A 25,494-nucleotide genomic window follows, 5' to 3' on the forward strand; every position below is an offset into this window, starting at 1 on the left:
CAAAACCAGCCGAAACAATGGCGTGAGCAAAGTGGTACGGCTCAGATTATTTGCCCAGTTCCCCCCAAATAGGGGATGCTGGCATTGGCAAAACAGTGAAATGTCGATTCTGGCGGTTAGGGGCCCGTGCCGTTTTTCAACCTTTCAGCACGGGGCTGCCGCCGATTTGTCGGACGGGAATCTTGGGGTTCCCGTCCGATTTTTTTGGGTCTACCGGTTCTGCCGGTTCTCGATCAGATCGGTCACCACTGCCGGGTCGGCCAGCGTCGACGTATCCCCCAATGACCCAAAGTCGTTCTCGGCGACCTTGCGCAAAATCCGGCGCATGATCTTGCCGCTGCGGGTCTTGGGCAGGCCGGGCGCGAACTGGATGAGGTCCGGCGACGCAATCGGGCCGATTTCCTTGCGCACCCAGTTGCGCAATTCGCTCTTGAGCGCGTCAGTCCCAACCTCGCCGCCCATCAGTGTGACATAGCAGTAAATCCCCTGCCCCTTGATGTCGTGCGGATAGCCAACGACCGCCGCCTCGCTTACCTTGGGATGCGCCACCAGAGCGCTTTCCACTTCTGCAGTACCAAGACGATGACCGGACACGTTGAGCACGTCATCGACGCGGCCGGTGATCCAGTAATAGCCGTCCTCATCACGACGGCAGCCGTCGCCGGTGAAATAATAACCCTTGTAGGTCTCGAAATAGGTCGAAACGAACCGCGCATGATCGCCCCAGATGGTGCGCGCCTGCCCCGGCCAGCTATCCGCGATGGCCAGCACACCCTCGGCCTTGGTCTGCTCCTGCAGCTTGCCCTCGGGCGAAAGCACGACCGGCTGCACGCCGAAGAACGGGAAACTTGCCGAGCCGGGCTTGGTGGCGATAGCGCCCGGCAGCGAGGTGATCATGTGGCCGCCCGTCTCGGTCTGCCACCAAGTATCGACCACGGCGCAACGGCCGCGGCCCACATGAGTGTGATACCACATCCATGCTTCCGGATTGATCGGCTCGCCCACCGAACCGATGACGCGCAAGCTGGAGAGGTCTGCCGCGTCGAGGAACTGCGTGCCAATGCCCATCAGCGAGCGGATCGCTGTGGGCGCGGTGTAGTAGATGTTGACCTTGTATTTGTCGACGATCGCCCAAGAGCGCCCTGCATCCGGATAGGTCGGAATGCCCTCGAACATCAGCGTCGTCGCGCCGTTGGCGAGCGGGCCATAGACGATATAGGTGTGCCCGGTGACCCAGCCGACGTCGGCCGTGCACCAGTAGATATCGCCATCATGGTAGTCGAAGGTTAGCTCATGCGTCATCGCCGCATAGACGATGTAGCCGCCCGTTGTGTGCAGCACGCCCTTGGGCTTGCCGGTGGAGCCCGACGTATAAAGGATGAACAGCGGGTCTTCCGCATTCATCGGCTCGGGCGCGCATTCGGCCGCAACGCCCTTGGCCGCCTCGTCATACCAGAGATCGCGGCCCGCCTGCATGGCTACGGCAGCACCGGTATTCTTGACCACCAGCACCGTCTTGACGCCCGGCGCCTTCGCCAGCGCCGCATCCACATTGGCCTTGAGCGGAATGGTCTTGCCACCCCGCCGGCCCTCATCGGCGGTGATGACGATGGTGCTGGCGCAATCCTCGATGCGGCCGGCAACGGCATCGGGCGAGAAGCCGCCAAAAATCACCGAATGGACCGCGCCGATCCGCGCGCAGGCCAGCATCGCATAGGCGGCGGCCGGAATCATCGGCATGTAGATGGTGACGCGGTCGCCCTTCTTGACGCCCTGGACCTTGAGCACATTGGCGAAGCGGCACACCTCGGCATAAAGCTGGCTATAGGTAACCTTGGCGTCACTGCCGGGCGTATCGCCCTCCCAGATCAGCGCCACCTGGTCGCCACGCGTCGCCAGATGCCGGTCGATGCAATTGGCCGAAATGTTAAGCACCCCGTCCTCGAACCATTTGATCGAGACATCCGGATAGGCGAACGTCGAGTTCTTGATCTTGGTCGGTGTCTTGATCCAGTCGATGCGCTTGGCCTGTTCGGCCCAGAAGCCGTCGGGGTCGCTGACCGAGCGGGCATACATTTCCGCATATTGTTCCGGATTGACCAGCGCGTGATCGATGGTGGCCGCGCTGGGCGGAAATATGTGTTGTTCGGTCATGGATTTGGCTCCCTTCGGCTCTCCCGTCCCTGTTCTAGTGACCGGTCTCGCGCCGGGCAAGCAGGTTTCCCAACGCGCGCCACCACAACCCATTAACTGCGGCAGCGGCGCGCGCTTCGGGCTGTGCTCTCAATTTGCTACAATGTTGGACAGATGAGGTGATGCCATGGCCGAAATGCAGATCCGACCGGCGACCAACGCCGATATCGACATGATCCATGCCGAACTGATGGACGTGATCGCCAGCTCGCCGCATTACAACGACATTTTCAAGGCCCATGAAATGGGCCGGCTGACCAAGCCCTTCCTGCGGGCGCTGGTCGCCCACGATCCCTGGCACATCATGATCATGATGAGCGACGGCAAGCCCGGTGGCGCCATGGTGTCGGGCCCCGAATATGGCGCGATTTTCCGCTATTGGAGCTGGGTATTCCCCAAATTCCGCGACACCAAGCTGGGCATGTTCGGCATGCGCGCCTTCGACGAGCACTGGGACAACAACCGCTTCCACAAGGCCTATACCTTCGTGCGTCCCGAAAACGAAGTCGCCCTGCTCCTGCTGCGCCGCTACGGCTACAAGGCCCTTTTCACCATGGAAAAGCACCTGTTCGGGCAAGACTACGTGTTCGTGGAAAAGCCATACACCAAGGCTAGCGAAGGCTATGACCACGGCGTTAATTTGGGGCGGCTGGGACGATTGAAGCAGAGGCTGGGGAATTTGGTGGGGGCGTAAAGCCCTAGACGGGCGCAGCCACGTCCGCCGCCCGCCGAAACCGCTGCATGATAGACACATCGAGCTTCGCTGTGCGCAACGCCGTCCACCACAGTGCCACCGACCATAGCGTGATCGCCAGCGTTGCCGCCATGGCTGCGCCCATCAGGCCCATCGGCGGCACCAGCAGCCAGTTCAGCGCCACCAGCGCGACAATCCCCAACCCAACCGCCGGCAGGCTCGCATAGGGCCTGTCATGCATCGACAGCACCACCGAGGCCGGCCCCATCACCGAGCGAACCACCAGCGCCAGGCACAGGATCGCCAGCGGCATGGCGCCTGCAGTGAAGCTGGGCCCGAACAGCATCAGCGCGAACGGCCCCACAATGGCCATGCCGGCAAACAGCAGCAGCGACAACCCGCTGGCGACAAGGTTCGCATCCCCGATCTTGCGATTGAACGCCGCCCGATCGGCATTGACCTCGCTCTCGAAAATGTCCGGCAGCGTCACCGAATAGACAGCAGCGACTCCGAACGACACCAGCGAGAAAATCCGCGTGCAAACGCCGAAAATCGCCAACTCTTCCTTGGGCAGTGAATGCGACAACAGCAGCAAGTCGATATCGAAGAAGAAGTCGGTGGCCAACGAAATCAGCACCCATGGCAACGCGAACCGCCACCAGCGGCGCACGTCCTCGGTGCGTACCGCCGCGGTATCCGGCACCGTCTTGAGCGTTGCCATCACGAAGCCGAAATGACCGAGCGCCACCGCCACATAGGCAATAGCGATGATCCACAGCATATGGTCGAACGCCTCGGCCGGCACCGCGAACGACAGCGCCACGAGAAACGCCGCCAACACCACCATGGGGCGAAAAATTGCATCGGCGAAATAGCCGGCCAGCGGCCGCTTGAGCCCGATCAGCACCGAGCCGTTGACATGCACCAGTCCCGTGCTGAGCGCCAACACCACCAGCGGCGCAAAATGCTGGCCCAACGCGGAATCGGTCTGCCCGAGCAAGCTCAGCAACGGATACCCTGCCACTAGCAACAGCGCGAAGGTGCCCAGTACGTGGCCATAGGCACGCGTCATGAATTGAGTGAGCTGACGCTTTTCTCCGCGCGCCCGGTAATCGGCAGCGAAATACGCACCCACTGTGTGAAAGCCTAGCGGCATCACCACGGCGATCAGATTGACCGTAGCGGTGACGAGCAGATATTCACCCAATAGCTCGGCGCCCCAAAACCGCGCGATCAGCGCCTGGGTAAGAAACACCAGTCCGGAGCCGCCGAGGCGGGCACCAAAGATCATGGTGGATTGCGAAGCCAGCCGCCGCTGCAGGCTCATGGTGCGCTCGTATCCGAACTGATCGGCGCCTGGTCGGGGCGCGCCTTGGGCTGCAACAGACCCTTGAGCTTGGCGCGACTGCGGTGGATCACGTCACGCCCCCAGAAGGCCGCTGTGCCGAACAGGAAAGGCAGCGGCCGCGATGCATAATTGGCCACCGGCGGTACCGGCGTGATGATGCCTGCCTCCCCCACCATGCCCTTCTTGAACTGATGCAGGCCGTGAAAGCCATCCGTGCCGCCGAGGTCGTACCACTTGGCCGTGGTATTATCGCGCAACCAACGGATGACATTCCAATGGATGAAATAGCCGGCGCGCAGCGGCAACGCCTGGTCATTGGTGGCGCCGTAGAGATAGACGGCGCGGTCCCCCGCCTTGAAGATCAGCGCTCCGGCGACAACTTCGCCTTCGTGGCGCACGAAGAACAGTTCGGGCCGTAGCGCCTCGACCTCCAGCGCCATCAGCTCGTGCACCGTTTCATAGGCCGAGTGGTCGGTGAATTTCTTGCGATCCGTCATCGCCGTGTAGAGCGCATCAAACTCGCCGATCCGCTCCGCACCGGCGCGCTCGAAGGTCAGCCCGGCCTGTTCGGATTTGTTGAGATGGTAGCGCCACTTCTGCCCAAAGCTCTTGCGCTGCTCGCCGTCGCTCAACCGTAGGTTGACGATATAGCGGCTCGGAAAGCCCAGCTCGGACCCACGTTGAAAACCGCGCGTGATCAGGCTGGCATATTCAGGATTGCCCGGCGCCAGCGAAGCGCGCGGCAGCACCGACAGCATCAGCCCGCGGCGCACGGCGTATTCGCCGATCAGCGCCTCGATCATGCCCGCCCGGATATCGGCCGCACCGGCACTGGCGGCGTCCTTGAGCATCGGGCCCCATTTGGAAACCGCGATTTTGGCAATCCCCAACGGCAGCCGTTGGACCATCATCAACGAGCCGCCCACCACCTCGCCCTCGGCGAGAAAAATCACCGGCTCCTGCTCGACGGCGGGCCAGCGCGCGCTGGCAAAGACGTGCAACTGTTCCTGGCAGACCTCGTCGAATTCGGCGATCGTGCGGTCCCATTCCGGACCGCTGACAAGGCGCATTTCGAGCCGGAGCCCGGCCGTGGCACTGGTCTGGCGCGCGGGCAGAACTGCGGCGGCTGGGGCCAGGCGGTCGGCAATGGCGGACATCTTGCGGGTTCCGGCGGAGCAATCGCCGCAAAACTAGTCCCGCAAGATGAGTAAATCCCTATCCCGCCCCGACAAATGCCGCAAAACTCAGCCCTTGGTTACCAAAGACTAATGCGCGGCGGTAGCAGCTGCACCTACGACGTGGGGCGTGTAGAGCAAGGGAATTTCCGGGATGGTGATGAATGCACCCAGACCCTCGAGCGACATGCGGACCGCCACGAGCAGGATGATCGCCAGACCGACCCAGGCAATCCAGCGATGCTTGTGCAGCAAGCCTGCGATGAACGTGGCGGCAGCGCCCATCATCACCACCGAAAGAGCCAGCCCGATGATGAGGGCTTCGAAGTGGTGCGCCGCCGCGCCGGCCACGGCCAGCACGTTGTCGAGCGACATCGAGACGTCGGCGATGATGATCTGGATGACGGCCTGGCGCAGTGTCTTGCGGCGCTTGCCGCCAACGGTGCCGTCGGCGTTGCTATCGACGTTCTCAAGCGCTTCCTGAGCATTATGCTCATCGCTATGGGAGGTCGTGAGTTCGCGATACATCTTCCAGCAGACGTAGAGCAGCAATACGCCGCCGGCGATTAGCAGCCCGCCGCCCAGCGCGAGCAATTGCGTGGTTATCAGGGCGAAGAAGATACGCAGCACGGTCGCCGCCAGGATGCCGATCAGGATCGCTTTCCTGCGCACGTCACTGGCAAGCCCAGCGGCCGCCAACCCGATGACAACAGCATTATCGCCGGCCAGCACCAGGTCGATCAGAACCACTTGCAGCAGCGAGCTAAGAAAGCTGGGGTCGAGAAACGGCATGAGTGACCTCGGGACGAAAATCTGTTGCTGGCGCTATAGCGGTCACGATGCTGCAGGGAAAGACCGAACCGGGCGGATGCTACAAAAGTTGCAAACTTTACCGTAAATTGAGGTCGCACGAGCGGTTTGCAAGGGACAAACCATTGGCATTGGCTGAAAAGACAACGGCCCCGACCGGTTAGGGTCGGGGCCGCATCAATCAAACCAGCGCGATATCAGTCGCCGCCGTCGTCACCACCGCTATCGTCACTGCCACTATCGTCACCGCCACTGTCGCTATCGTCGGCGGCATCATCGGCGCCAGCGTCATCGGCCGCATCATTGCCGCTGTCGTCAGCCCCCGCGTCATCGGTGCCCTCATTGCCGTCCTCGGTATCAACCGCATCATCGACGCCGTCACCATCCTGGTCGCTGGCGGCATCATCGGTCGTGGCGTCTTCGGAGCTGGTCTCTTCGGAAGCGGTTTCCTCGGAGGTCACCTCGCTGGAGAATTCCTCGGAGCTGGTGGTCTCCTCGATCGTGGTTTCGGAGCTTTCGTAGCTGGTCGTGATTTCCTCGGAATATTCCGAGTAGAACTCCGCATAGCTAAAGCTGGTCGCGACCGACCACGATTGCCAAGTGGCGATCGAAGCGATGTCAAACACTTCGCTATAGAGTTCCAGCGTGATCAGCGCAGCTGCCGTGGCCAGAACCCCGGCACGGTAGTAGCTGAGCGAGAAATCAAAGCTGCCCTTCTGGATCCAGTAGTAAACCACCTCGTCCAGGTCGATCGGGTTGACGATTTTGTGGCCACGCACCTGCGAGATCACGTCGCCGGGCAGGATGCCCTGCTGGTCGGCAACGCCGCCGGGCTGCACCGACAGCACCAGCACGCCCTGGTCCTTCGCATCGAGCGCGAAGGTGGTGCGCACCACGGCGTCGATCGGGATCAGGACCGCATCGAGCGCGCGCGACACATAGGGGTTGGGCAGTTGAACATCGCCAGCCAAGGCGAACGACTGCGTCGAATAGGCGATCGGCGCGACGGCCAGATGGGCGGCGGCGGCGATGAGAACGAGAGACCGGGCGGCTTTGCGCATTTTTGTTCCACATGGGAATTTAAGACGCGCATTCTTAGCTGGTATTTGCGTAAAACAATACGCGTTCAGCGGCCGTGACGATCACATTTCACATGCCGCCGACAACGCTTGCGCGTTGCCGAAATCACATCGATATCAAGGGGATACTTTGGTGGGCGAGCACGGATTCGAACCGTGGACCCGACGATTAAGAGTCGTCTGCTCTACCAGCTGAGCTACTCGCCCATTGCTTGGGCTTCCAAAGTGGACGCTCTCTAGCAAAGGGATTCTCCCCTGTCTACAGCCCAGCGCCACTTTCCTGCGGACGAGGCTTCGTTAGGATGATAATGGGGCGGTTTGGCCCTGTAATGTCAGGCTTTTCCACATGCACCTGCCCGATTTTTTAGTTCTCGCCGGCAATTGGCTGCTCGATAACGGCGGAAGTCTGCTGGCGGCCATCGCGGTTTTGGTGGTGGGGTGGTACGTGGCGCGTATCGCCGCGCGGGCCATCAGGCGCTTTTTGCCACTGGCCTACGGCGTGGACAAGAATTTCGCACCGCTGCTGTCGCAGGCCGCGCGCTATGCCATCATCATCTTTGCAGTGGTGACGGCGCTGAACCTGCTGGGCGTCGCCAACAATTCGATTCTGACCGTATTGGGCGCCGCGGGCCTCGCGGTAGCGCTAGCCCTGCAGGGCACGCTGGCCAATATCGCGGCTGGCATCATGCTGATCTGGCTGCGGCCTATCGCCATCGGCGAATTCATCCAGGGCGATGGCGTGGCCGGCGTGGTGGTCGAAATCGGCCTCTTCGGCACGCGGCTGCGCTCGAGCAGCGGGCTTTACATCTTCACCCCCAACCAGAAGCTGTGGGCCTCGGCGATCACCAATCACAGCCGCGAGCCGCGCCGCCGCATCGACGTTAATGTCAGCGTACCCGACACCATCGACATCCCCAAATCGCGCAAGATCCTGCTGCGCATTGCCACCATGGACAAGCGCGTGCTGGTGGATCCGGTGCCGACCGTGCATGTCGAAAGCTTCAGCGGCGCCGCCGTCAACATGCAGATGCGCGCCTGGGTGCTGACCCCCGATTATCTGCCGACTCTCTACTCCTTGACCGAAGAGGCCAAGCTGGCGCTGAACCGCGAATTGAGCGGCAGCGCCGAGGATAAATCCAACATCACCGTCGCCCCCAATCCGGCAAACCCGAGCCCCGAAAGCCAGCCCGCGCCAGCTCGCGATTGAGGCAACCTTTGCGCCGCCGCTGCATTCGCCTCGGGTGGATGTACGGAGCCGAACATGCCCAATAGTGACGCCTTTGCCATTTCCAGCGCCTGGATTATCGCCAATGTCTGGTCGGCGCTCATCGCCCTGATTGTACTGATCGCCGGCTGGATACTGGCCAAATTCCTGTCCGACCACATCACTAGGCTCCTCCCACGCCCCCTGCATCGCGACCAGACCATTGCGCCCCTGGTGTCGCAGGTGGTGCGCTATGGCGTGCTGCTGGTGACCGTCATCATCGTGCTCGGCCAGTTCGGCGTGCAGACCGCCTCCATCCTCGCCGTGCTCGGCGCCGCGGGCCTGGCGGTCGCATTGGCGCTACAGGGAACTCTGTCCAACATCGCCGCCGGCATCCTGTTGATCTTCCTGCGGCCGTTCAATGTGGGCGACAATATCGACGCCGATGGCATTGTCGGCAGTGTCGTCGAGGTGGGGCTGTTCGCGACCCAGATGCGCACGCCCGAGGGCGTCTACATGTTCGCCCAACTCGAAACTGTCCAATGCCAAGATCATCAATTATAGCCGCCAGCCGGTCCGGGCCGTGGAAATCAGCATCAACGTGCCGCGCAGCGCCGATATCGGACGGGTGCGCGACACCCTGCTGCAGGCCGCCGCATCTGATTATGTGCTGAACGATCCGGCACCACTGGTCCGGGTGGAGAGCCTCGGCGACGCCGCCGTGACTGTCGTGCTGCGCGCGGTCGTCAAGAGCGCAGACTGGTCGGTGGCGCGCTCGGCACTGCAGGAGCGCGTCAAGACCGAGGTGGATACGGCGCTGGCGCAGGATGCGTTCGCGCCGGCAGTTTAGGGCGTCACATCCAGCCCTGCTTGGTGCGACGGAAGGCGTCGAGATCGAGCACATTGTCGCCTTCGGGCGGCACGTGACCGTCGAATTCCTCGATCAGTCCGATGGTGCGTTCAATGATATGGCGCAACTGCCGGGAGCGGCTGTCGGACCCCTGCAGGATTGCTACCGCACGTTCCAGATGATCGCGGGCGTGCACAAAGGTTGGCGGCATCGACGAAGCTCCATGGTTATTCAGAGGGGAGAGTGCCTGCACCAGCACGGGTCCAATGTGGGCCGTCATGCCTTCCGCAAGCTTGCCGCGACCGGCGCAATTTGTTTCAAATGCCAAGTAACGGACAAGCCGGCGCAAGGCCCTGTAGTACAAGGGGATAGGCCGCGTGACCTATTTACCCGGCCTGTGCATAACCAGTGCGCTGCCATCTGCGCCGCCGCCGAAGCGCACTTGGCGCGGCCCCCAAATCGGGATTTACGATGGCGCAGTCCCGAATCAAGGCCGCCCTGATGCCCTTGCCTGCCCTGACGCCACTCGCCGCCAGCCTGCCCGAAACCGTGCCTTTCGTCGGCCCCGAATCCATCGAGCGAACCCGCGGCATACGTTTTCGGGCTCGGCTCGGCGCCAACGAATCGAGTTTCGGCCCCTCGCCGGCAGTGATCGCCGCCATCGCCGCCGCAGCGCCCGAAAGCTGGAAATACTGCGATCCCGAGGTGTTCGACCTGCGCCAGGCGCTGGCCCGCCATCATGGCGTCACCCCCGATGAGGTCAGCGTCGGCGAAGGCATCGATGGACTATTGGGGCACTGCATCCGGCTATTTGCCGCGCCGGGCGATGTGGTGGTGACCTCCATCGGCGCCTATCCGACGTTCAACTATCACGTGACCAGCTTCGGAGCGCGCCTGCATGCCGTGCCCTATCGCGACGACCGCGAAGACCTCGACGCCCTCTTGGCGGCAGTGCGGGAGACGGACGCGAAAATCGTCTACCTCGCCAATCCCGATAACCCGATGGGCACCTGGTGGGACGCCGACGCCGTGACCGCCTTCGCCGATGCTCTACCGCCGACGACGCTCCTGCTGCTCGACGAGGCCTATGGCGAATTCGCCCCACCGGGGACACTGCCGCCCATTGATACCGGCCGAGGTAGTGTGCTGCACCTGCGCACCTTCTCCAAAGCCTACGGCCTGGCCGGATTGCGCTGCGGTTACGCCATCGGACCCGGGCCGCTGACCGGCGCCTTCAACCGCGTCCGCAATCATTTCGGCGTCTCCAGCATCACCCAGGCCGCGGCGCTCGCCGCCCTGGCCGATCAGGATTATCTCGCCTCGGTCGTGACGCAGACCGGCGCAGCGCGACAACGCATTGACACCATCGCGCGGGCCAACGGCCTCATCCCCCTGCCCTCGGCGACCAATTTCGTGGCCGTGGACTGTGGCCGCGATGGCGCCTTCGCGCAAAATGTCCTCAACGCCCTCACCGACCTTGGCGTGTTCATCCGCAAGCCGATGGCGCCGAGGCTCGACCGCTGCATCCGCATCACCGCAGGCACGGACGCGATGCTGAACGTGCTGGAGACGGCGCTGCCGGAGGCGCTGACCACCGCACGTCGCTGACGCTCGGAAGGCCGCGAATTTCGCGGCGATTATAGTGGTTTGCGCATCTGCACGCAGGTGGCGGCGATACCGACCAATTCCTCCCGGTCCCATTCGTGGGCGTGCCAGCCGGTCTTTTCATAAAAGCCAACGGCTTCGGGCGCAGCGTTGACCAACAGGAGAGTAACGCCGAAGGCCTTGGCCCGCTCTTCAACCATCTGGCCGAGCACACGGCCATGCCCTCGCCCCTGTGCGGCGGCGGTGATCGCGACAAGGCGGAATATTGCGGTTGCGCCCTCGCGCAACTCCAGGCGCGTCGTGCCAAGCGCCTCGCCACCACGCTTTAGCAAATAGTGATGCATGTTGGGCGCACGTTCGCCCGGATAATTCTCGTCGTAAATGCCGTGCCGACCTTTGCCCTCGAACAATTCCTGGCGCCGGATGGCGTGGTAGGCCAGCCAGTCGGCAGGGTCGGTGACGTCAACCAGATCGTAATCCATTCAATCCTCCGTGCCCCAGCCACGATGGGTCGGGGCACGGGAATTCTATGGTTAGCCAGCCATGGCGCCTTGTGCCGCCGCGCCGCGTTCGATCAGCAGGCGGTTATAGGCGTTGAGATAGGCGCGGGCCGAAGCCACCAGCGTATCGGGCTCGGCGGCGTTGCCGGAGACGATGCGCCCGTTCATTTCCAGCCGCACATGGGCGCTGGCTTGCGCATCGGTGCCGCCGGTGACGCCATCGACGGCGTAGAGCACCAGGTTCGGCTCCTGCCCCACCGCCTGCTTGATGGCGTTAAAAATGGCGTCAACGGAGCCGGTGCCCTCATAGCTGACGCTGGTTTCCTCGCCATCAATGGTCAGCGTCATATCGCATTTATGCACGCCGCCGATCTTGGAGACGACCTCCATGGCGACGATGCGGATACGGTCGCCGACCGAGCCGACTTCGTCATCCACCAGCGCCACGATATCGGCGTCATAGACATGCTTCTTGCGGTCAGCCAGATCCTTGAAGCGCACGAAGGCTTCCTGAAAGGCATTGTCGCCCAGCTCGTAGCCCAGCTCCTTCAGCTTGTCCTTGAAGGCGGCGCGGCCCGAATGCTTGCCCATCACCAGGGTGGTTTCCTTGATCCCGACGCTGGCCGGGGTCATGATTTCATAGGTCTCGGCATTCTTGAGCATGCCGTCCTGATGGATGCCGCTTTCGTGGGCGAAGGCGTTCTTGCCGACGATGGCCTTGTTGTACTGCACCGGGAAATTGGCCGCCGCCGAGACGATCTTGCTGGCACGGGCCAGATGCGTGGTCTCGATCTGGGTCTGGTACGGCATGGCGTCGCCACGCGTCCGCAACGCCATCACCACTTCCTCCAGCGCTGCATTGCCGGCGCGTTCGCCCAGCCCATTGATCGTGCATTCAATCTGCCGCGCACCACCGCGCACACCGGCCAGCGAATTGGCGACCGCCAGGCCCAGATCGTTATGGCAGTGGGTGGAGAAGATCGCTTTATCGGCGCCCGGCACCTTTTCGATGATGGTCTTGAACATCTGAAAATGTTCTTCGGGGATCGCATAACCCACAGTATCCGGCAGGTTGATCGTCGTCGCGCCGGCCTTGATCGCCGCCTCGACGCACCGCATCAGATATTCGATCGGCGTGCGGGTGGCGTCCATCGCCGACCATTCGACATCATCGATCAGGTTGCGCGCCTGCGCCACGGTCTTGGAAATGATCTCCAGCACCTCGTCCTGCGTCTTGCGCATCTGATGGGCCAGATGGATCGGCGAGGTCGATACGAACGTGTGAATACGCCCGCGCGGCGCATGGCGCACCGCTTCCGCCGCGCGGTCGATATCGGCCGGAATGGCGCGGGCCAGCCCGGCGATCACCGAATTCTTGGCGCGCTTGGCGACGGCAACCACGGCCTCGAAATCGCCATTGGAGGCAATGGGGAAACCGGCTTCGATGATATCGACGCCCATTTCGTCGAGCGCTTCGGCGACCTGCAGCTTTTCCTCCAGCGTCATAGTGGCGCCGGGCGATTGCTCGCCGTCGCGCAGCGTGGTGTCGAAAATGAAGATGCGGTCTTTATTGGTGTCGGAGGTTACGGCGGACATCTCTGAATTCCTATCAAACGGCCCAGAGTCAAAGCTCTGCAGGCCGGACATTTGCTGTTCGGCATGTGACACAATCCCCTGACCACCCGCTCGCCTAACGAGCTGTCGGTTATCAGGGGCTGATAAGAAGGAGGAGAAGTGCCGTGCTGAGCAGCAGGCCGGAAGCCACGATCAAGCGGACCTTGTGGGTCTGTTGCTGCTCGATTGCGATGGCGATAGCGCGCTTGCGCTGCATAGGTCCGATCCCGGTTCATCCCTAGAATGCGCGAATCTTTTCAGCCGTGCAAGCACAACCAACCGCGCATCCTGATTTTTCCTTTAACGGCGCGTCGCTAGCTGAGCGCTTCAGTCGCCCAGATCCAGCACGCCCTCCCCGACGATCACCGCATGGCCACCAATCCCGCCATGCACCAAAACATCGTTGTCCTTGCGCAACTGGATGGTGATGCGGCAGGGACGGCCCATCTCGGTGCCTTGGCGCAGTACAAAATCGGCCTGTCCGGTGCCCAGCGGCACATGCTCTGACAACAGCCCGATCAGCGCGGCAGCGGCCGAACCGGTGCCGGGGTCTTCGCCCATCCCCAGGCCCGGCGCGAACATGCGGGCAGCAAGGTCGTTATCCGGCTCATTTGGGGTCTCGGTGAACACATAGACCGAGTGCCGCCCATGCGGAAACGCCACCGGCCAGATCGCCATATTGCGCTCGATGCGACGCAGCACATTGGCGTCGCGCACCGGCACCAGATGGAATTCGACACCGGCCGAGTACACGCCCGGCTTGTAAGAGCCGCAGCCGATATCCTCGACCTCGATGCCGAGCGCCTGGGCCATGATCAGCTTGTCATTGAGCGGCACGACCTGGCTGGGCAGGCGCGGCAGCGCGAAACGGGCCTCGCCCGAGCGCTTGTCGCTCTTTTCGAACAAAGCGGTGATCAGCCCGATCTGCTCTTCGAGCCGCACCGCGCTGAGCTTGTTCTGCAGGCCCAGAACCACCGCCGAGCCGACCGTCGGATGCCCCGCGAAGGGCAGCTCCACGGTGGGGGTAAAGATGCGCAGGGAGGCAGTGTTACGCTCGGCATGCGGCTTCTGGATGAACACCGTTTCGCTGAGATTGAACTCACGCGCAATTGCCTGCATTTCGCCATCGAGCAGGCCATCGGCCTTGAGCACCACCGCCAGCGGATTGCCCTTGAGCGGTTCGCGCGTAAACACGTCGAGCAACAGGTAATTGAGTTTCATTTGCAGGCCTCATCGATACGAATAAACACGGCCCAAAGCATCACTATAGTCAACGTGCTGCTGCGCTTATTCCTGCGCTAAAGCAAACAAAGCCCTGTCGCGCCCCAGATAATCGCAAAGCGCGTCGACCGCGACGCCGTGATCGCTGCGTCCCGGCAGGCCCGAAATGGTCAGGGCGCCGATAATGCCCGCCCCCGCCACACGCAGCGGAAATCCGCCGCCGGCGATGACATAGTCGGTGGCCGGCGCATTGACGATCTCGGAGAACATCGCATCGCCCCCGCGCTCGGCAACGAGGCGATAGCTCGCCTTCTGGAAGCGGCGCACCGTATTGATCTTGCGCCGCACCCATTCGGCATTGTCGGCGCTGGTGCCCGGCGTCGCGGCGAAAAACATCTGCCGGTCCCAGGTGCGAATATCCACCACGAGGCTCAGCCCCTCGGCCGTCGCCCGCTGATAGATCGAGCTGCCCAGCGCGAAGGCGACATGTTCGTCGAACGCCGGCAGGACCAGTTCCTGCTCCTGGCTCTTGATCAGCGCGATATCGTCAGCAGCGGCCATGTCAGCGTCTCCCTCGCTCGATTCGGATGGATCGAACCGCGTCAGGCTTAGCCCAAACCGCGAGTGCGTAGAAGGCCGCTATGCCGGCGGCAACGCCAAATCGTCCGGATTTCGGCCGATCGCTACTGCAATGGCGCGGCGCGACAATTCATGGTCGTCACGCTCACTGAGTCCCGACGTGGCCACCGCGCCGACAATGCCAATCCCCTTCATCACGATGGGAAACGCGCCACCGGCGATTACATAAAGCGCCGGGTCCAGCGCCCAGCTATCCTCGAACAGGCGTGGCTTGTCGCCGCGTTCGAGCACGATGCGATAGGTGCTTTTCATCTGCAGCTGCACCGTATTGCTCTTGCGCTCGACCCAGGCACGGTTGCCTGCCGAAGCGCCCGCCGTCACGCCATAAAACATCGTCCGGTCCCACAGCGTCACCCCCACTGCCACGCCCTTGCCCAGCGCCCTGCCCGCCTCGCGCACATGCGCCCCGATAGCGAAGGCCACGTCCTCGTCGAACTGCGTGAAAACCAGCTGACGCTCCTGCTCGACGATGATTTCCAGGTCACTTTGCACAGACACGAACCCACTCCCCGTTTGATTTTAGCTCATCGTATTATCGATAACCTGGACTCTTGTCGCGGCAATAGGACCGATGGCCACTCGACGCCCATCATCAGACCAACATTCTGGGTGGCGGTCCTAATCGCTCGCACTCCAGGAGTTTATCCGGGGTACAGAGTAGTTACTGCCTACCCTTCAAATAACATCCCAAATGAAGAGTTCACGCGATGACTGCGGTGCAGGCCCCAAAAATATTCTTCCAGTTCGCCGACAGCGTTGTTGATCCCGCACCCGATTATGACTCCAGCGATGAGGAGCGGGTGCTCTGGGGCATTAGCGCTTTTGGCGGGCCTGGACGCACAAATTCTCTTGGGGAGCTCAAGCTGTGCCTTGAGGATATGCTGGCCCGCCTTTCGGATGACGAGTTGAACCAGCTCTGGTCGAAAAGCCACGCGATGATAAAATACCGCGATCCCAGTCTGGCCCGCGCAATTTTGCAGACCGCAGTTTCCACCATTGCTACAGAGCTGAAGGACTCAAAATGAGGCCGGGTCCGCAGGCTGCTGATCTGGCCTAAGACACAAAACGGGGGCCAAAGCCCCCGTTCCAAATCCCGGAAGACCCTTAGTTCTTGGCCTTGTCGACCAGCGCGCCAGCCTTGATCCAGGGCATCATGTCGCGCAGCTTGGAGCCGACTTCCTCGATTTGGTGCTCGTCGGCCAGGCGACGGGTCGCCTTGAAGCGGCTACCGCCGGCCTTGATTTCCTGCATCCACTCGGCGGTGAACTTGCCCGACTGGATGTCCTTGAGCACGCGCTTCATCTCGGCCTTGGTGTCCGAGGTGATGATGCGCGGGCCGGAGACATATTCGCCCCACTCGGCGGTGTTGGAGATCGAGTAGTTCATATTGGCGATGCCGCCCTGGTAGATCAGGTCGACGATCAGCTTCACTTCATGCAGGCACTCGAAATAGGCCATTTCCGGCGCGTAGCCGGCTTCCACCAGCGTTTCGAAGCCGGCGCGGATCAGCTCGACCAGGCCGCCGCAGAGCACGACCTGCTCGCCGAACAGGTCGGTTTCGCATTCTTCGCGGAAATTGGTTTCGATGACGCCCGAACGGCCGCCGCCAACGCCCGACGCATAGGCCAGCGCGATGTCATGGGCATTGCCCGAAGCGTCCTGATGCACAGCGATCAGGCACGGCACGCCGCCACCCTTCTGGTATTCGCCACGCACGGTGTGACCCGGGCCCTTCGGCGCGATCATGATCACGTCGACGGTCGACTTGGGCTCGATCAGGTTGAAATGCACGTTGAGGCCATGCGCGAATGCCAGCGCCGCGCCGTCGCGGATGTTCGGCTCGATATGCTGCTTGTAGATATCGGCCTGCAGCTCGTCAGGGGTCAGCATCATGATGACGTCCGCCCACTTGGATGCGTCAGCAACCGACATCACCTTGAGGCCTTCGCCCTCGGCCTTCTTGGCCGACGGGGAGCCTGGGCGCAGGGCGACGACGACATCGGTCACGCCGCTGTCGCGCAGGTTCAGCACATGGGCATGGCCCTGCGAGCCGTAGCCGACAATCGCGACCTTCTTGGATTTGATGATGTTGAGATCGGCATCACGATCGTAATAAACGCGCATTGGAGTTCTCCCTTTTATTGCGTTTTATCCGCCCCATAGAGGGCAAAGAATTGGTCCGTCGCGGTCTGCACATCGGCTTCGATGTTCGCCTCGACATTGATTTGGGTCAGCGTCTTGTCGCCCAGCAGCAGCCGGATCTGCACATCGCGCACCACCAGCCCGAAAAAGGTGCGATACGCATCCTCGCTGCTGTCGAACCGCAGCAGCCGCGCATCGCGCCCCGCTTCGAGAATGGGCTTCAGCCGCCGGCGGATCGCCATCGGGCCATTTTCCAGCACGATGGCCCCCAGGCTGTCTTTTTCCTGCGCGGCGTGCGTCACGGCGGTCCGATTGAGCGTGATCGAGATTTCCCCGATCAGCACCGTCAGCAGGTCGCGGGCAAATTGCTCGACACTGGCGCGCAGCGCCTTGGCGTTGAGGCTGGAGCGGTTGACCTGGGGCATGCGCACCTTGGCCGCCTGCCACTGCACCGTGGCGGTCAGCAACCCGTCACGATCACCAAACCACTTATAGAGCGTTTCCTTGGAGCAGGAGGCGCGTCGCGCCACCGCGGTCATGGTCAGCCCGTCGCCGTTCTCCACCAGCAGATCGAGCGCGGCCGTCAGCACCGCCTGCTGGCGGGGCGTGAACACCTCTTCTTCGATCTTGCTGATCATCGGCACGCGCAACACTGTCCTGATCCCACCTTCATTCTGGAACCCAGGCGTACCGTACGGTACGGTTCTGCGCAAGGGGAAAGATTAGCCGCCCCCCGGGAGAATGTAGACCCTAACCAGCAACGATGCCTTCGCGCCGCAACCCGATCCAGCGGTTGAATCGCGCCAACCCAAGGCCAAAACCGATCAGCAGCAGGCCGGCACCAAGAATACCAAATGGGTTGGGCCCGAGAAGCTCGAACCAGCGAAAAAAGAAGTGCACGGCCGCGAACACCGCGACAGTATTCACCAGCCAGCGCCTGTTGACCATGATCGCCCAGACGCCAACAGCGAGCAGCGCGATTGCCCAGCCGATGCTGAACACCTGTGCGGGCCAGCCCAGAAGCGCATCGCCGAACAGCGAGCCGATGGCGAAAACAGCGTTGATCATCAGGATGGCGGTGCGCATGGCGATGATCGCCAACCGCTCCTGCACCGGCTTCAGCCGCAGCGACACCAGATACAGCGCCAGCGTCAGCAGCGAAAGCGCGCCGATCGTCAGCGCCGGACGGTCGAAACCCAGGAACCAACCCGCCTGCCAATAGGACGAACCACTGCCCAGCGCCACCGCCAGCATCAGGACCGAGAGCGCGGCCAGCAGCCCGGATGATGCCACCACCGCCGCGACGGCCAGCAGCGCGGTCATCGCGAGGTTGATCCAGATCGACCCATCCGAAAGCAGGAACACGCCGCCCAGGATGCCTAGCGCGCCGATCACTGTGACGATCTGCGCGAACACCGCCCAATGCATGGAGCGCGTGAGCGTCAGCGCTAGTCCCAGTCCGGCCAGCAGCGCGCCGATCACGATCGCCGTCTGCGGCGTCGGCAGGAAAATCCCTACACCCAGCGCCACCGCAACCGCGCCGAAGGCAAGGAAAATATTGGTGCCAAGGGCCCCGGTATCGGCGGCAGCCATGGTCTTGAGCCGTGCGGCCTCGGCATTGGAAAGTTTGCCGGCGGCGACCAGCGCATCCAGATCGAGCGTGACTTTCACGGTGGCGTATCCCTCAGCAAGCAGATGGCCCCCGCCACTTCGCGCATTGATACCGCGCCGCACGCTTGTCGCCAAGCCCGCTGCCTGTTCCATGCAGAGGGTGGAGAGCAGGTTCACTCCATCGGCACTTGCCGATGGATGTCATCCGGTGCATGGTCCAAAAATCTTCCGCCGCGACAACCACGAGCTTCCAAAATGTCCCAACTGTTCTCCCCCGCCACTCTGCGTGGTCTCACTCTGCGCAATCGCACCGTCGTTGCGCCGATGTGCCAATATTCGGCCAAGGATGGCTTCGCCAATGACTGGCATCTGGTGCATCTGGGGCGTTTCGCCATTGGCGGGTTCGGGCTGGTTATCCTGGAAGCCACCGGCGTCACCGCCGAGGGCCGCATTTCCTATGGAGATCTCGGCCTGTGGAAGGACGAACAGATCGCCCCACTGGCCCGCATTGTCGATTTCCTGCACGACCAGGGCGCCGCTGCCGGTATCCAGCTTGCCCATGCGGGCCGCAAGGCATCGACCCCGGTCACCTGGAATGGCAATTTGCTGGCCACCGACGAGGGGCGCGCCTCCGTCGCCTATACCGAATGGACGCCCGTAGCGCCGACCGCCGAGCCTCATAGCGACGAGCCGGGCTTCTCACTCCCAGCTGAGCTGGACCTGGCCGGCATCCGTGGCATCATCGATGCCTTCGTCGCTGCCGCGATCCGCTCCGAACAGGCCGGCTTCGACACGGTGGAAATCCACGCCGCGCACGGCTATCTGCTCAACCAGTTCCTCTCGCCCCTGGCCAATAAGCGCACCGACCAATATGGCGGCAGCCGCGAAAATCGCATGCGCCTTCCCCTCGAAGTGGTGGAGGCCGTGCGCGCCGTCTGGCCCGCCGACAAGCCGCTGCTGGTGCGCATCTCGGTCAGCGACAACCATCCCGATGGCTGGCAGGTCGAGGACAGCGTGGTGCTGGCCAGGGAACTTAAGGCTCGCGGCGTCGACGCCATCGATTGCTCGAGCGGCGGCTTCCACGGCGGCCAGATCAAATCCGTCGCCAGCTACCAGGTGCCGTTCGCCGAGGCCGTGCGCAAGGGCGCCGATATTCCCACCATGGCGGTTGGCTTGATTTCGGAGGCCGCCGAGGCCGAGGCCATCATCGCCAGCGGCGAGGCCGACTTTGTCGCCCTGGCCCGCGGTGCCCTGGACGATCCCAATTGGGCCGTCCATGCCAAGCTGGAACTGGGCTCGGCCGAATATGATCTGTGGCCCAACCCGACCAAGCGTGTGGAAAGCCTCGACCGCTCGCTGCAGCGGCGCGCCTTCGCACAATAGCATCGTCAAACGACCCTTCCCGCAACGCAAAATCGCCGCTTTCGCGACGCCACTCTTGTAGCGTCGCGAACTGATCACCAGATCAGGATGGGCACAGGGAGATTTCGTATGGGCATGGATACCAAGGCAGCCATCATCGCATTGCTGACCGTCTGGGGCGTAGGCGCTACGGCGACCGCCCCGGCACTGGGCCAGGATACCGAGGACGCGACCGACGATGCCGGCGACGATGCCGATAACCCCCTGCTCAACAAGGTCTGGGTGCGCTCTGATGCCGATCCCAGCCTGCCCGGCCCGATGCAGATTTTCCTCGAAGACGGAACCCTGGTGACCGATAGCTGCTGGGAAACCTACCGCCTCTCCAAATGGCAGCAGGTCTCCGAAACCGCCATCAGTTGGGACGAGGACGGCATGACCATCAACGCCGATATTGCGTCTGTTAGCCCCACCGAACTCGTGCTGAACCTCAAGCTGGGCAAGGACATCCAGGAACAGCACTTCGTCGCGGCCACCGTGCCCTATCTGTGCCCCGATATGGTAAAGTAAGCTCCAACCCACCAACCGACTTAGCTAGTCGAGATAACCCCTGCGTCATTGGGGGCAGGCCAGCATCAGCGGAATGGCGATTGGTGCTAAAACTTCGGCGGCTGTTCCAGCCCAAGCTTCCTGATCGGCGACAGCAGCGACCCCGAAACCATGGCCGCCAGAAACTGTGGTGCCGGCGGAATTCGCGCCAGTGCCGATACGAACACATCGCGAATAGCTGGCAGCACGCGGCTATCGGATTGATAGAACGGCGTGAACATGCCGCTCAGCGCCTGATAGAGCCGCACATGATTCCGCCGCAGCCCCGCATAATGGCCCAGCGCCCCCGTCAGGTCGTCGCCATTATCACGCAGGCCCAGATAGAGCGCCCGCGCATCGAGCAGTGCCATATTGGCGCCCTGCCCCAGTTGCGGGCTGGTCGAATGCGCGCTGTCGCCGACAAACGCCAGCCCATCGCCCGTCGGATCGGCCATGGTGTGGTGCACGTAGCGCGCCAGGGTCATAGTCTCAAAATTCGCAATAGCGTCGAGATAGGGCTGGGTCTCTGGCCAGTTCTCCAATACCACCCGCTTCCAGGCGTCGAGGCCATCGCGCTTTAGCGTCTCGTAGTCCGACGCCTTCAGGCTCCAGAACAGTGCCGCCAGCGGCGCGCCATCGCTTGATTGCCCGATTGGCAACACCCCCGCCATCACGCTCGCTGCGCGATAACGCTGCAACAGCGCGGCGGCGTCAAACCCCACACCGTGCCAGGGCAGCGTCGCCCAGATCGCGCCAAAGGCCAGTGGACGCGCCTTGCCCGGCGCCCGGGAGTGGCTCTTGAGCGGCGAGCCCGCACCAAGGCAATCGACCACCAGATCGAAGCCCTCCGACTGCCGGTCGCCAGCAAACACCAGCGCGCGCTTTCCCCCCGCCGCGTCTCGGAGTGTCACGACCTCGCTGCTGGTATGGATCGGAATGCCCGCGGCCCGCACGGCCTCATGCAACACATCGAACAGCGCTGCCCGGTGAATGCCCAGACCCCGACCCAGTTTCGGCAATGCCTTGTAGCCGACATCGAGCACCATGCGGCCGCTGCGTGCATCGGTGCCGCACAGCCGATCGATCGGCGATCCTAGCGCCACAATGGCCGGCAGCAGCCCCAGATCGTGCAGCACCGCCTGCCCTGTCGGCTGCAGGATCAGCCCCGAGCCGATCGGCTTGGGCGCATCGAAGCGTTCGAAAACAATCGGATCATGTCCGAGTCGCTGCAGATAGAGCGCTGTTGCCAGACCCGCCGGTCCAGCGCCGCACACAGCGATGTCGAGCACTTTCGGCATCGCGCCCCTGTCAGCCTAAAGCACGACCTGCGTGCCGATCTCCACCACGCGCCCCGTCGGGATGTGGAAATATTCCGTCGCGTCACTGGCGTTACGGGCCAGCCGCGTGAACAGCCGATCCTGCCAGAACCGCAGCAGGCCCTGCTTGTTGCCGGCCTTGAGCGAGCGCCGTGACAGGAAGAACGACGTGCTCATGATGTCGAACTTCCACCCCAGCTTGCGGCCCAGCGCCAGCGCCTTGGGGATATTCGGCGTTTCCATATAGCCAAAGGTGACGATGACGCGGCTGAACAGCTCGTTATAGGCCTCGATCCGCACCTTCTCGTCATCGTTGACGCGCGGCGAGGCCGAGGTGTTGACCGTCAGGATGACGTTCTGCTCATGCAGCACCTTGTAGTGCTTGAGACTATGCAGCAGCGCCGTCGGCGCCCCCTCGATATCGCTGGTCAGGAACACCGCCGTGCCTGGCACGATGGTGGGCTTTTTCTTGGACAGATTATCCACCAGGAACTGCAACGGCACCTCGTCGCGCCGCGTCTTGTCGGCCAGGCGCCGCCGGCCGGAAATCCAGGTTGCCATGACGAGAGCCACCACGCCCGCCACCAATGCCGGCATCCAGCCGCCCTGGAACAGCTTGGAGGCGTTGGAGGCAAAGAACCCCAGATCGATCACTGTAAACAGCGCCCCGAAGGCGATCACCGCCAACGGATGCCACTTCCAGTTGCGCCACATCACCACCAGCAGCAGCAGCAGCGTCACGATCATCACGCCGGACACCGCGATGCCATAGGCATTGGACAACGCCTCCGAACTGCGGAACGCCAGCACCAGCACCAGTACCCCCACCATCAGCATGGAATTGATCTGCGGCATGTAGACCTGCCCGCTCTGCGTCTCGGAGGTGTGCAGCACCACCATGCGCGGCAGCATGTTAAGCGCGATGGCCTGCTGCGCGAGGCTGAACGTGCCCGAAATCACCGCCTGGCTAGCGATGATGGTGGCCAGCGTCGCCAGTGCCACGAACGGCCCCAGCGCCCATTCAGGCTGCATCTCAAAGAACGGGCTTTTGACGTTTTCGACGCCAACCTGCAGCACATAGGCGCCCTGCCCGAAATAGTTCAGCAGCAGGCAGGGAAACACCAGCCCGAACCAGGCGATGACGATCGGCTTGCGCCCGAAATGCCCCAGATCGACATACAGCGCCTCCGCCCCTGTCACCGCCAGGAAAATGGCCCCAACCACCACGAATGCGATGCCGATATGGGTGATCAAAAACTGCACGCCGAGCAACGGATTAATCGCCTGCAACACGCTGGGTTCGCCAACAATATGCACGAGGCCGGAAACCCCCAGCACGATGAACCACAGCGCGGTGATCGGCCCGAACACCGCCGAAACCTTCGCCGTGCCGAACCGCTGCACGAAAAATACGCCCACGATGATCGCCAGCGTGATCGGCACCACCCAGCGGGTCAGGTCCGGCGCCACCAGTTCCAGGCCCTCGACAGCAGAGAGCACCGAAATGGCGGGGGTAATAATGGCGTCGCCGAAAAACAGCGCCGCGCCCAGCACCCCCAATGCCGTAATCCAGGCTGGCGGCTTGGTGAAAGTCTTGCGGGCCAATGCGACCAGCGACAGCGTGCCGCCTTCGCCATTGTTGTCGGCGCGGGTCACGAAGAACACGTATTTGACCGCAACCGTCAGTGTCAGCGCCCAGACGATCAGCGACAGCAGCCCCAGGATTTCGCTGGTATGTGATGAGGCGCCGGGGCGAATGCTCATCGCCTGGCGGAACGCATAGATCGGACTGGTACCGATATCGCCGTAAACGACACCCAGAGCGCCCAGAATGAGCATGTTGAGGTCTTTGCGGGAATGTCCGGATTGGTCGCTCGCATCGACACCGGCAGTCATGCCGGGCGTGTTCGTCTGCGTCATGAACCGTGCGCTCTCTTGGTCAAAGGCGGCGCCTCTCTACACCCGGCCCCGGACACACACAACACTTTCCCGCCGCGATGGTTCAAGCCACAACAGCAAAGACCGCCCCTTTCGGAGCGGCCCTTGCCGGTAAACGACGACTTTGGAGGTCTTCGTAAAGCTTATTCAGCCGCCTGGGCGACCGCAGCGTCATTGGCGCGGGCGGCCTTGGTGGCATTGCCCCACCAGATCACCTGGTCCAGCATGTCCTTGGCCGAATTGCCGATCGAACCCTCAAGGTCGGCAATCGCCTTGGTGCCGCCGAAGCCGGGATGCACGGCGGCGAAATCAGCGCCGCCGATGTGGACGGCCGAACGAACAGGGACCATCTGCAGCTCAACAGCGATGGTGCGGGCATGCTCGACAGCGCGCGCGCCACCAACGGTGCCGTAGCCCACGAAGCCGATGACCTTCTTGGTCCATTCCTTGTAGGCCTGGTCGAAAGCATTCTTCAGCGCGCCGGTGATCGAGCGGTTATACTCGGCGGTAACGACGATATAGCCGTCGAATTCGCCAATCTTGTTCTGCCACTTGACGGCGTTCTGGTTGGCCGAAGGCATCCAGGCATTGGAGGCCATTTCGTCAAAGAACGGCAGGTCGAAGTCGCGGATGTCGACGATCTCGGCTTCGATCTCGGGACGCTCGTTGGCCTTGTCGAGGATCCACTTGGCCGGCAGTTCGCCGAACCGGGTCGGGCGGGTCGAGGAGATAATCACGGCAATCTTGAGTTTGGACATTTGAGCCCTCCTTGGTAACAAATCGTAACTGAGGCGATATATGTGCCTTTGTCAGATCCTCACAAGGAGGCACGAAGTTGTGGCGCAGGCACATCGAACTGCCATAGGCACCTAAAGGTAAGTATTGGTGCCACTTGCGATTTTTCCGTCGAACCCCGTTCTAGGGCCTGCCTTCAGCACCATAAAGCTCGGGCACGGAACGAACCGTTCGCAAATATCGATCAGTGGTAACTCTTTGTCGCCCTCCCCGAATTGGGGGTGCACGGCGATCGCGACCACCCTATGAGTCATGGGCCGGGGGGCCGGCTTTGGGGAACAATCATGTGGACACGACAATTGACCGCTCTTGCGGTCGCCGGCGCGTTGGTGGCGCTGAGCATTTCATCGGCTTCGGCGCTGGACCGGCGCGTACAGATCAACAACAATACCGGCTACGATATCGTGCAGTTCTATGCCTCCAATAAAGGCACCAATGACTGGCAAGAGGACATTCTGGGCCGCGGCATCCTCCCCTCCGGCGAGAGCGTCATCATCAATATCGATGACGGCAGCGGCTACTGCAAATTCGATTTCCTGGCTGTGTTCGAGGACGACGACCAGGTCGTCTCGCGCAACAACAATGTGTGCGAACTGAACCAGTTCAACTTCAACCCATAACCGGCCATGCATGACAAAGGGGCGCAGCTTGCGGCTGCGCCCCCTTTTGTTGTGTCCTATCGGAAGCTATTCCGCGGCGACCGGCTGCCCGACCGTGCTCTTGATCGTCAGCCGCGTCAGCGCGAAGGCGATGATGGCGCAGATGGCGATGCCGATAACCATCGGCTTGGCGGTGCCATCGAAGAAGGCGCCG

At 62.3% G+C, this 25,494-nt stretch carries 27 protein-coding genes and 1 tRNA gene; 9 read left to right on the plus strand and 19 right to left on the minus strand.

Annotation, left to right across the window (positions count from 1 at the left end):
• Window positions 1-210: 210 nt before the first annotated feature.
• Window positions 211-2,154 (minus strand): acetate--CoA ligase, encoded by a 1,944-nt coding sequence (acs, locus tag JWP26_RS18405; protein WP_299731154.1) that lies wholly within the window; start codon window positions 2,152-2,154, stop codon window positions 211-213.
• 166 nt (window positions 2,155-2,320) lie between these two features.
• Between acs and JWP26_RS18410 the strand changes: the two genes are divergently transcribed.
• Window positions 2,321-2,887 (plus strand): hypothetical protein, encoded by a 567-nt coding sequence (locus JWP26_RS18410; RefSeq protein WP_299731157.1) that lies wholly within the window; start codon window positions 2,321-2,323, stop codon window positions 2,885-2,887.
• Between the two features lie 4 nt (window positions 2,888-2,891).
• Here JWP26_RS18410 and JWP26_RS18415 read toward each other — a convergent pair whose 3' ends face one another.
• From JWP26_RS18415 to JWP26_RS18435, 5 genes are all read right to left on the minus strand, one after another.
• Window positions 2,892-4,214 carry a lipopolysaccharide biosynthesis protein gene (locus tag JWP26_RS18415; RefSeq protein WP_299731160.1) on the minus strand — a complete coding sequence of 441 codons (1,323 nt, stop codon included), beginning with the start codon at window positions 4,212-4,214 and terminating at the stop codon, window positions 2,892-2,894.
• Window positions 4,211-5,392, minus strand: coding sequence for a GNAT family N-acetyltransferase (locus JWP26_RS18420; RefSeq protein WP_299731163.1), 1,182 nt, complete (start codon window positions 5,390-5,392; stop codon window positions 4,211-4,213). Before JWP26_RS18420 ends, JWP26_RS18415 begins: the two co-directional genes overlap by 4 nt.
• Window positions 5,393-5,500: 108 nt before the next feature.
• Window positions 5,501-6,202, minus strand: coding sequence for a YjbE family putative metal transport protein (locus JWP26_RS18425; protein WP_299731166.1), 702 nt, complete (start codon window positions 6,200-6,202; stop codon window positions 5,501-5,503).
• A 215-nt stretch (window positions 6,203-6,417) separates the two neighbouring features.
• Window positions 6,418-7,281, minus strand: a complete 864-nt coding sequence (locus tag JWP26_RS18430; protein WP_299731169.1) for a PDZ domain-containing protein — start codon at window positions 7,279-7,281, stop codon at window positions 6,418-6,420.
• Window positions 7,282-7,430: 149 nt separating this feature from the next.
• A tRNA-Lys gene (locus tag JWP26_RS18435) sits at window positions 7,431-7,506 on the minus strand.
• Window positions 7,507-7,645: 139 nt separating this feature from the next.
• Here JWP26_RS18435 and JWP26_RS18440 point away from each other — a divergent pair.
• From JWP26_RS18440 to JWP26_RS18450, 3 genes are read left to right on the plus strand one after another with little or no spacing between them, the layout of a single operon-like run.
• Window positions 7,646-8,506 carry a mechanosensitive ion channel domain-containing protein gene (locus tag JWP26_RS18440; protein WP_299731172.1) on the plus strand — a complete coding sequence of 287 codons (861 nt, stop codon included), beginning with the start codon at window positions 7,646-7,648 and terminating at the stop codon, window positions 8,504-8,506.
• Window positions 8,507-8,560: 54 nt separating this feature from the next.
• A complete protein-coding gene (locus tag JWP26_RS18445; RefSeq protein WP_299731175.1) occupies window positions 8,561-9,067 on the plus strand; it encodes a mechanosensitive ion channel domain-containing protein in 507 nt (168 codons plus the stop codon).
• 19 nt (window positions 9,068-9,086) lie between these two features.
• Window positions 9,087-9,353 carry a mechanosensitive ion channel domain-containing protein gene (locus JWP26_RS18450; protein WP_299731178.1) on the plus strand — a complete coding sequence of 89 codons (267 nt, stop codon included), beginning with the start codon at window positions 9,087-9,089 and terminating at the stop codon, window positions 9,351-9,353.
• Window positions 9,354-9,357: 4 nt separating this feature from the next.
• Here the strand turns inward: JWP26_RS18450 and JWP26_RS18455 are convergent, their stop codons facing one another.
• Entirely contained in the window at window positions 9,358-9,564 is a 207-nt protein-coding gene (locus tag JWP26_RS18455) for a hypothetical protein (RefSeq protein ID WP_299731181.1), read from the minus strand.
• Between the two features lie 260 nt (window positions 9,565-9,824).
• Between JWP26_RS18455 and JWP26_RS18460 the strand changes: the two genes are divergently transcribed.
• Complete coding sequence (locus tag JWP26_RS18460; RefSeq protein ID WP_299731183.1) at window positions 9,825-10,961, plus strand: pyridoxal phosphate-dependent aminotransferase; 1,137 nt, start codon at window positions 9,825-9,827, stop codon at window positions 10,959-10,961.
• A gap of 29 nt (window positions 10,962-10,990) precedes the next feature.
• Here the strand turns inward: JWP26_RS18460 and JWP26_RS18465 are convergent, their stop codons facing one another.
• From JWP26_RS18465 to JWP26_RS18490, 6 genes are all read right to left on the minus strand, one after another.
• Window positions 10,991-11,440: a GNAT family N-acetyltransferase gene (locus JWP26_RS18465; protein WP_299731186.1), complete on the minus strand. Its 450-nt coding sequence runs from the start codon at window positions 11,438-11,440 to the stop codon at window positions 10,991-10,993.
• A 51-nt stretch (window positions 11,441-11,491) separates the two neighbouring features.
• A complete protein-coding gene (locus tag JWP26_RS18470; protein WP_299731189.1) occupies window positions 11,492-13,054 on the minus strand; it encodes a 2-isopropylmalate synthase in 1,563 nt (520 codons plus the stop codon).
• Between the two features lie 112 nt (window positions 13,055-13,166).
• A complete protein-coding gene (locus tag JWP26_RS18475; protein WP_299731191.1) occupies window positions 13,167-13,289 on the minus strand; it encodes a hypothetical protein in 123 nt (40 codons plus the stop codon).
• Between the two features lie 110 nt (window positions 13,290-13,399).
• Window positions 13,400-14,293: a PhzF family phenazine biosynthesis protein gene (locus JWP26_RS18480; RefSeq protein WP_299731194.1), complete on the minus strand. Its 894-nt coding sequence runs from the start codon at window positions 14,291-14,293 to the stop codon at window positions 13,400-13,402.
• Between the two features lie 66 nt (window positions 14,294-14,359).
• Window positions 14,360-14,854, minus strand: coding sequence for a heme-degrading domain-containing protein (locus tag JWP26_RS18485; RefSeq protein WP_299731197.1), 495 nt, complete (start codon window positions 14,852-14,854; stop codon window positions 14,360-14,362).
• 78 nt (window positions 14,855-14,932) lie between these two features.
• Complete coding sequence (locus tag JWP26_RS18490; protein ID WP_299731200.1) at window positions 14,933-15,430, minus strand: heme-degrading domain-containing protein; 498 nt, start codon at window positions 15,428-15,430, stop codon at window positions 14,933-14,935.
• 209 nt (window positions 15,431-15,639) lie between these two features.
• Between JWP26_RS18490 and JWP26_RS18495 the strand changes: the two genes are divergently transcribed.
• Window positions 15,640-15,957 (plus strand): hypothetical protein, encoded by a 318-nt coding sequence (locus JWP26_RS18495; protein WP_299731203.1) that lies wholly within the window; start codon window positions 15,640-15,642, stop codon window positions 15,955-15,957.
• Between the two features lie 79 nt (window positions 15,958-16,036).
• Here JWP26_RS18495 and ilvC read toward each other — a convergent pair whose 3' ends face one another.
• The 3 genes from ilvC to JWP26_RS18510 form a co-directional block, all read right to left on the minus strand.
• Window positions 16,037-17,056 (minus strand): ketol-acid reductoisomerase, encoded by a 1,020-nt coding sequence (gene ilvC / locus JWP26_RS18500; protein ID WP_299731206.1) that lies wholly within the window; start codon window positions 17,054-17,056, stop codon window positions 16,037-16,039.
• Window positions 17,057-17,070: 14 nt separating this feature from the next.
• Window positions 17,071-17,712: a TetR/AcrR family transcriptional regulator gene (locus tag JWP26_RS18505; RefSeq protein ID WP_299731237.1), complete on the minus strand. Its 642-nt coding sequence runs from the start codon at window positions 17,710-17,712 to the stop codon at window positions 17,071-17,073.
• Between the two features lie 112 nt (window positions 17,713-17,824).
• Complete coding sequence (locus JWP26_RS18510; protein WP_299731209.1) at window positions 17,825-18,745, minus strand: hypothetical protein; 921 nt, start codon at window positions 18,743-18,745, stop codon at window positions 17,825-17,827.
• A 195-nt stretch (window positions 18,746-18,940) separates the two neighbouring features.
• On the opposite strand from JWP26_RS18510, the gene JWP26_RS18515 reads away from it, so the two are divergent.
• Window positions 18,941-20,068, plus strand: a complete 1,128-nt coding sequence (locus JWP26_RS18515) for an NADH:flavin oxidoreductase/NADH oxidase (protein WP_299731212.1) — start codon at window positions 18,941-18,943, stop codon at window positions 20,066-20,068.
• Window positions 20,069-20,182: 114 nt separating this feature from the next.
• Entirely contained in the window at window positions 20,183-20,614 is a 432-nt protein-coding gene (locus JWP26_RS18520; protein WP_299731215.1) for a hypothetical protein, read from the plus strand.
• A gap of 86 nt (window positions 20,615-20,700) precedes the next feature.
• Here JWP26_RS18520 and JWP26_RS18525 read toward each other — a convergent pair whose 3' ends face one another.
• From JWP26_RS18525 to JWP26_RS18535, 3 genes are all read right to left on the minus strand, one after another.
• Window positions 20,701-21,930, minus strand: a complete 1,230-nt coding sequence (locus tag JWP26_RS18525; protein WP_299731218.1) for an NAD(P)/FAD-dependent oxidoreductase — start codon at window positions 21,928-21,930, stop codon at window positions 20,701-20,703.
• A 15-nt stretch (window positions 21,931-21,945) separates the two neighbouring features.
• Window positions 21,946-23,844: a potassium transporter Kup gene (locus JWP26_RS18530; protein ID WP_299731241.1), complete on the minus strand. Its 1,899-nt coding sequence runs from the start codon at window positions 23,842-23,844 to the stop codon at window positions 21,946-21,948.
• A gap of 185 nt (window positions 23,845-24,029) precedes the next feature.
• On the minus strand, window positions 24,030-24,644 hold the full coding sequence (locus JWP26_RS18535) for an NADPH-dependent FMN reductase (protein ID WP_299731220.1): 615 nt from the start codon (window positions 24,642-24,644) through the stop codon (window positions 24,030-24,032).
• Between the two features lie 336 nt (window positions 24,645-24,980).
• On the opposite strand from JWP26_RS18535, the gene JWP26_RS18540 reads away from it, so the two are divergent.
• Window positions 24,981-25,301 (plus strand): hypothetical protein, encoded by a 321-nt coding sequence (locus tag JWP26_RS18540; protein ID WP_299731222.1) that lies wholly within the window; start codon window positions 24,981-24,983, stop codon window positions 25,299-25,301.
• Window positions 25,302-25,494: the final 193 nt, after the last annotated feature.

Origin of the sequence: Devosia sp., assembly GCF_028290435.1 — a bacterium.
Taxonomy (GTDB): Bacteria; Pseudomonadota; Alphaproteobacteria; order Rhizobiales; family Devosiaceae; genus Devosia.

Bases quoted from the DNA above. Each gene is read 5' to 3' on its own strand.
- JWP26_RS18525 (WP_299731218.1), bottom strand. From the start codon at position 21,930: ATGCCGAAAGTGCTCGACATCGCTGTGTGCGGCGCTGGACCGGCGGGT.
- JWP26_RS18485 (WP_299731197.1), bottom strand. From the start codon at position 14,854: ATGGCCGCTGCTGACGATATCGCGCTGATCAAGAGCCAGGAGCAGGAA.
- JWP26_RS18495 (WP_299731203.1), top strand. From the start codon at position 15,640: ATGACTGCGGTGCAGGCCCCAAAAATATTCTTCCAGTTCGCCGACAGC.
- JWP26_RS18520 (WP_299731215.1), top strand. From the start codon at position 20,183: ATGGATACCAAGGCAGCCATCATCGCATTGCTGACCGTCTGGGGCGTA.
- JWP26_RS18455 (WP_299731181.1), bottom strand. From the start codon at position 9,564: ATGCCGCCAACCTTTGTGCACGCCCGCGATCATCTGGAACGTGCGGTA.
- JWP26_RS18505 (WP_299731237.1), bottom strand. From the start codon at position 17,712: ATGATCAGCAAGATCGAAGAAGAGGTGTTCACGCCCCGCCAGCAGGCG.
- ilvC (WP_299731206.1), bottom strand. From the start codon at position 17,056: ATGCGCGTTTATTACGATCGTGATGCCGATCTCAACATCATCAAATCC.
- JWP26_RS18475 (WP_299731191.1), bottom strand. From the start codon at position 13,289: ATGCAGCGCAAGCGCGCTATCGCCATCGCAATCGAGCAGCAACAGACC.
- JWP26_RS18425 (WP_299731166.1), bottom strand. From the start codon at position 6,202: ATGCCGTTTCTCGACCCCAGCTTTCTTAGCTCGCTGCTGCAAGTGGTT.
- acs (WP_299731154.1), bottom strand. From the start codon at position 2,154: ATGACCGAACAACACATATTTCCGCCCAGCGCGGCCACCATCGATCAC.
- JWP26_RS18530 (WP_299731241.1), bottom strand. From the start codon at position 23,844: ATGACTGCCGGTGTCGATGCGAGCGACCAATCCGGACATTCCCGCAAA.
- JWP26_RS18410 (WP_299731157.1), top strand. From the start codon at position 2,321: ATGGCCGAAATGCAGATCCGACCGGCGACCAACGCCGATATCGACATG.
- JWP26_RS18535 (WP_299731220.1), bottom strand. From the start codon at position 24,644: ATGTCCAAACTCAAGATTGCCGTGATTATCTCCTCGACCCGCCCGACC.
- JWP26_RS18460 (WP_299731183.1), top strand. From the start codon at position 9,825: ATGGCGCAGTCCCGAATCAAGGCCGCCCTGATGCCCTTGCCTGCCCTG.
- JWP26_RS18420 (WP_299731163.1), bottom strand. From the start codon at position 5,392: ATGTCCGCCATTGCCGACCGCCTGGCCCCAGCCGCCGCAGTTCTGCCC.
- JWP26_RS18515 (WP_299731212.1), top strand. From the start codon at position 18,941: ATGTCCCAACTGTTCTCCCCCGCCACTCTGCGTGGTCTCACTCTGCGC.
- JWP26_RS18445 (WP_299731175.1), top strand. From the start codon at position 8,561: ATGCCCAATAGTGACGCCTTTGCCATTTCCAGCGCCTGGATTATCGCC.
- JWP26_RS18430 (WP_299731169.1), bottom strand. From the start codon at position 7,281: ATGCGCAAAGCCGCCCGGTCTCTCGTTCTCATCGCCGCCGCCGCCCAT.
- JWP26_RS18480 (WP_299731194.1), bottom strand. From the start codon at position 14,293: ATGAAACTCAATTACCTGTTGCTCGACGTGTTTACGCGCGAACCGCTC.
- JWP26_RS18470 (WP_299731189.1), bottom strand. From the start codon at position 13,054: ATGTCCGCCGTAACCTCCGACACCAATAAAGACCGCATCTTCATTTTC.
- JWP26_RS18465 (WP_299731186.1), bottom strand. From the start codon at position 11,440: ATGGATTACGATCTGGTTGACGTCACCGACCCTGCCGACTGGCTGGCC.
- JWP26_RS18440 (WP_299731172.1), top strand. From the start codon at position 7,646: ATGCACCTGCCCGATTTTTTAGTTCTCGCCGGCAATTGGCTGCTCGAT.
- JWP26_RS18415 (WP_299731160.1), bottom strand. From the start codon at position 4,214: ATGAGCCTGCAGCGGCGGCTGGCTTCGCAATCCACCATGATCTTTGGT.